The organism is Natrinema limicola JCM 13563 (genome assembly GCF_000337475.1).
GTDB classification, from domain to species: Archaea; Halobacteriota; Halobacteria; order Halobacteriales; family Natrialbaceae; genus Natrinema; species Natrinema limicola.
Genome location: NZ_AOIT01000028.1, coordinates 1 through 4,998, shown reverse-complemented (window position 1 = coordinate 4,998; position 4,998 = coordinate 1). Strand labels below are relative to the sequence as shown.

4 protein-coding genes and 1 pseudogene are annotated in these 4,998 nt (G+C 65.1%); 3 read left to right on the top strand and 2 right to left on the bottom strand.

The annotated features are described in order from the left end of the window. The 3 genes from C476_RS06040 to C476_RS06030 all read left to right on the top strand — a co-directional run. Positions 1 to 902: TIGR03560 family F420-dependent LLM class oxidoreductase (locus C476_RS06040; protein WP_008010905.1), on the top strand; the 902-nt coding region annotated here is incomplete at its 5' end. Positions 903 to 994: 92 nt separating this feature from the next. After that, entirely contained in the window at positions 995 to 2,416 is a 1,422-nt protein-coding gene (locus C476_RS06035) for an APC family permease (protein ID WP_008010903.1), read from the top strand. Then, positions 2,413 to 3,135: a universal stress protein gene (locus C476_RS06030; protein ID WP_008010901.1), complete on the top strand. Its 723-nt coding sequence runs from the start codon at positions 2,413 to 2,415 to the stop codon at positions 3,133 to 3,135. Before C476_RS06035 ends, C476_RS06030 begins: the two co-directional genes overlap by 4 nt. A gap of 21 nt (positions 3,136 to 3,156) precedes the next feature. On the opposite strand, the pseudogene C476_RS19780 reads toward C476_RS06030, so the two are convergent. Together C476_RS19780 and C476_RS06025 are read right to left on the bottom strand one after the other, a co-directional pair. Next, positions 3,157 to 3,270, bottom strand: a pseudogene (locus tag C476_RS19780) (ATP-binding protein); the annotation flags it as partial. Between the two features lie 3 nt (positions 3,271 to 3,273). Then, complete coding sequence (locus tag C476_RS06025) at positions 3,274 to 4,038, bottom strand: universal stress protein (protein WP_008010899.1); 765 nt, start codon at positions 4,036 to 4,038, stop codon at positions 3,274 to 3,276. Between the last annotated feature and the right edge of the window lie 960 nt (positions 4,039 to 4,998).

Genomic DNA, 4,998 nt, shown 5'->3' with positions numbered 1-4,998 from the left:
TGGCACTCGAGGCTGAGCGGCTCGGCTACGACGCGGTCTGGCTCGAGGACCACTTTCAGTCGTGGATCGGCGACCCGCGGCGGGCGACTCAGGAGTGTTGGACGACCCTGAGTGCCGTCGCCGAGGCGACCGACCGGATCCGGCTGGGAACCCTCGTGACGAGCCAGTCCTATCGCCATCCGGCCCTGCTCGCGAAGATGGCGGCGACGGTCGATCAGATAAGTGATGGTCGGCTCGAGCTCGGCCTCGGCGGCGGCTGGTACGAGGACGAGTACGACCGCTTTGGCTACGAGTTCCGCGAGCCGCCAGCCAAGCGCCTGCGTCGACTCGCCGAAACCGTCGAGATTCTGCAGGGGCTGTGGACCACCGACACCTACAGTCACGAGGGCACGCATCTCGAGGTCGATCTCGAGGAGGCCTTCTGTGAACCCCAGCCCGTCCAGGACCCTCACCCGCCGATCTGGATCGGTGGCGGCGGCGAGCAGTTCACGCTACGCTACACTGCCGAGCTGGCCGACGGCTGGAACTTCGGCACGCTCGAGCCCGAGGGCTTCGCCGAGAAGCTCGACGTGCTCCGGGACCACTGCGAAAGCGAGAGCCGCTACGACGAGATCCGTAAATCCGCCGAGTTGTTCGTCTTCGTCGGCGAGACGACCGCCGCAGCCGAACGAAAGCGCGAGCAGTTCCAACAGGAGTTCCTCGCTAGTGAGCCAAGCGAGCCCCGTGAGTTCTTCCTCGCAGGCTATCTCGAGACAGCCCCTACGGGAACGCCCGCGGCGGTCCGTGACCGGCTCGCAGACTACGCCGACGTCGGTATCGAGGAAGTGATGCTCGCAGTTCCGGACGCGGCCAACGACGAGGACGAGAGCCTCGAGTTGCTGGCCAACGAGTTCGCCGACTAAGAACCGATCCGGATCGGTTGAGAACGACATGCCGTGTTCAGATTCCCGCACTCGACAGCAGAGCTATACGGCAGGCGTGAGACGCCCCTGATATGAGTGATCAATCGTCGGTCGGTGGGGCCAACATCGAGGGGGACACCCCACGGATCGAGCCGACGGTCGAGACCGACGAGGCGACGATCACCGACGACGCCGAACTCGAGCGGACGCTCGGGCTGTCCGGCGGCCTCGCCATCGGGATCGGGACGATGATCGGCGCGGGGATCTTCGTGTTCCCGGGGCTGGCGGCCGGCCAGGCTGGGCCCGCCGCGGCGGGATCGTTTGCGATCGGCGCGCTCGTTGCCCTGCTGGTCGCGCTGCCGGCCTCCGAACTCGCGACGGCGATGCCCAAAAGCGGCGGTGGGTACTACTATATTTCGCGTGGGCTGGGGACGCTGCCCGGTGCCGTCGTCGGGCTGTCGCTGTGGTTCGGGCTGGTGTTCGCGACGGCGTTCTATCTCGTTGGCTTCGGCTACTACGCCGTCGACACGCTCGCGGAACTCGGTGTCACGGTCGGAGATGGACTCGTTATCCCGCTGGCGCTGCTGTTCGGGGCTGGCGTGACCGTACTGAACGTGACGGGAACGGAAAACGCGGCGAAGCTGCAAAACGGGATCGTCGCACTGTTGCTGTCGATCCTCGTTGTGTTCCTCGGCTACGGCAGTCTCGACGCAGTGGGACTCGTCGGCACTCCGTCGGCACCCGAACAGTTCGCGCCGTTCGGAACGCTGCCTGTGTTGACGACCGCGGCGCTCGTGTTCACCTCGTATCTGGGCTTCGCGCAGGTGGCGACCGTCGCCGGCGAGATGCGCGATCCCGGGCGGAACCTGCCGCTGGCGATGGTCGGCTCCGTGCTCATCGTCGGCGTCCTCTACGTTGCGACTATCTTCGTCTCGACCAGCGCGTTCGGCAGCGAGCGGCTCGCGACGTTCGGCGAGACGGCGATGGTCGAGGTGGGCCGCCACTACTTCGGCTCGATCGGCGCGGTCGCGATCGTCTTCGGCGGCCTGCTCGCGACGATGTCGAGTGCCAACGCGTCAGTACTCAGCACGTCGCGAGCGATCTATGCGGTCTCGAAAGACGCCCTGTTGCCGCGGCGAGCGAGCCATATCAATCTCCGATACGGCACCCCACACGTCGCGCTGGGGATGGCCGGCGGGCCGATCCTCGCGCTGGTTGCGACCGGACGCGTGGAACTACTCGCGGAGGTCGCATCGTTTCTCCACCTGATCACGTACGGACTGCTCTGCGTGGCGTTGCTCGCACTGCGGCGAAACGAGCCGGTGTGGTACGATCCCGACTTCCGGGTGCCCGGCTACCCCGTCGTTCCGATACTCGGCGCGCTTGCCAGTTTCGCCCTGCTTGGCTTCATGCAGCCGGTGTCACAGCTCGTCGGCATCGCCATTATGCTCGCTACCGCCGGCTGGTACGCCTACTATGGCCGTGGCGTGAGCCTCAAGGGGGCAGTCGAATGACGCGCGTCCTCGTGCCGCTGGCGATCCTCGAGGGCGAATCGGTCTCGACCGGCCTGCCGACGCTGCTCGCGACGATGGACGTGACCGTGCTTGGCTATCACGTTCTGCCAGAGCAGACGCCGCCCGATCAGGCGCGACTGCAGTACGAGGACAGAGCGACTGAGGCGCTTGTCGATCTCGAGGCGGCGTTCGAAGCCGCTGGCGGGAGTGCCGACCACCGCCTCGTGTTCACCCACGATCGGGACCGAACGATCGATCGAGTCGCCGACGACACGGCCGCCGATGCCTACGCCATCACCGGCACGACCGGGCCGGTCGATCGGCTGCTCGTGACGCTGACCGGCGACATCGCCGTCGACCGGATCACCAGCTTCGTCACGGAACTGGTCGGTGATCGCGAGATCGGCGTCACACTCCTGCTGGCGACCAACGACGAACCCCGCGGTCGGACTGTCCTCGAGCGGGCCGTCGCCTCCCTCGCCGAACGAGACATCGACGTCGAACCCGAGCTCGCAGTCGACGAACCACCACTCGAGGCGCTGCTTGCGGCCGCAGCCGGCCACGACGCGATCGTCATGGGCGAGCAGGCACCCTCGCTGCGGTCGTTCCTCCTCGGTGAAGACGCCGAACGGATCGCAGCCGAGTCCGTCGGGCCGGTCCTCGTCGTCCGCGAGCACCGCGACGAGACGGCGGACGGGGAAGAACAGCGGCAGTCGTAGTCGCTTGAGCGGTATCTCGGTTGGCAGTTCGACGAACACAGCGCCACGGGGCTCGTTGTCCTCGACGTGGACGCTGCCGCCGTAGGTGTCGACGAGCGTTGCGACGAGATAGAGGCCGAGGCCCGTCCCGCCACTCCGTTAGCCGTCCTCGGTAGGTGCTGTTGCCTCGTCGGCTTCGGGCTTGAGGTACTCGCCGCGAATTACGACCACTGGATCGACCGTCCGCCGCGCCAGCCGTTTCGCTCGATCCCGGAAGATCGCCCGACGGATCGACGGCCGACTTTCGCCGGCGACCAGCAGGTCGTGGTCGGCCGACGCCTCGACGATCGCCGCCGTCGGCGAGTCGTCGACGACGACTGTGCTGTCGATCCGATCGTCGTCGATGCCCGCGGCGACCAGTTCCGATCGAGCCGTCTCGAGCAGGGCCGTTCCTGCCGCTTTCTGCGCGTCGTTAGGCGCGACATGAAAGAGGGTCAGCTCGAGGGTCGTGTCGGCAAGGATCGTCGCGAGCAGCCGGGCGATATGGTCGACGTTGATATCGCCCCGGAGTGCGACGAGTACCGTCTCGAGGATGGGTGCTGGATTGAGTAGCAACACGGCGTCACAGGCGTCCTCGACGGCGACACGCTCGAACGTTTGCAACCGGTCGTGGGTAAACACCAGTCGCGAGGTGACGTCACAGCCGGCATTCTCGAAAACCGTCCGTAGTTCCTCGAGGTCGGCTCGTGCGCGATCGCCGTGCTCGTCGCGTGCCTGCTCCGGGCTGGTCTGGTCCGGGATTTCGCGATAGCCAAGCAAGACGACCGGAATTGACGCGAACGCGTCGACGATCGTTTCCGGAACGGACTCACCCTCGAGAACGTCGACTGGAATGAGCACGCGGTGATCGCGAGGCGCAGACATGAGATGTCGTCTACTACGCTACCACGGTAAGTGGTATATACCCCCTGTCGACCGTCGTCTCTCGAGACGTGATATCGATCGTACCAATCGAACCGATTGAGACACTGACGCAGAACTGGCGTGCGATCAAGTGTGTACTGACTGCCAGTGGCAATCGTGCTCGGTGAGCCAGTATTATACGGTCTGGTGTCCCGGTGTCCCGGTGGGCCCGCAGTGCGGGTCGCGGTCCCACCGGAACTGACTGACAGGAGTCCGTATCAAACACGGTCGATAGTTTGTCGGCGTCGACCTCGAAGTCGGCGACATGATCGACGCCGACCCGTTCTCGGAACCGGTACGTGGCGGAGTGACATCCTCCGCGCTATCGCGACGTCCGTTGCAGCGGCTTAACAACCCAATAAGTATACTGAGACACCTCGAACGAACGACGTGGCGAGGCGGACCGGATTCGGTCGTTCCCCCCTACCGAACCCGTCCGATCATCCGAGACATCGCCGAACCCTCGCCACCGATCGGGGCACGTCCCAACGTCTAGTGACACCCTCACGCTCCGATCGCCCATCCACCGCACACGGACCCGACAGGGGGTGTTCGGGTCCGTGTCGGTTTCGGCCGCGCTGGTTTTGATACTGCCAGACGGAACGACGTGAAGCCGGCCGCACGTATGCAGCCGTCACTGGTGGAGACGGCCGCGAATCCGCGACCGACTTCGTATTGACTGCTGTCCGACAGTCTGAACCAAATTTCGACCCGAAGCGGACGCCCTGGGAACGACATTGCGATCGATTCGATCCAGCGTCGCCGCGACCACCTTCATCGCGGATCCCGCAGGGTTTTTGAGGTGGAACGATACGCATCCAGTATGACCGAGGCGACGGGGATCGTCGGCGAGTTTTTCGCTCTCAAAGAGGGGACCGACGCCGATCTACTGGCGATGCAGTGTCTGTCTCTTATACACAT

Excerpts from the sequence above, each read along its gene's own strand:
- C476_RS06035 (WP_008010903.1), top strand. The coding sequence starts at position 995 with ATGAGTGATCAATCGTCGGTCGGTGGGGCCAACATCGAGGGGGACACC.
- C476_RS06030 (WP_008010901.1), top strand. The coding sequence starts at position 2,413 with ATGACGCGCGTCCTCGTGCCGCTGGCGATCCTCGAGGGCGAATCGGTC.
- C476_RS06025 (WP_008010899.1), bottom strand. The coding sequence starts at position 4,038 with ATGTCTGCGCCTCGCGATCACCGCGTGCTCATTCCAGTCGACGTTCTC.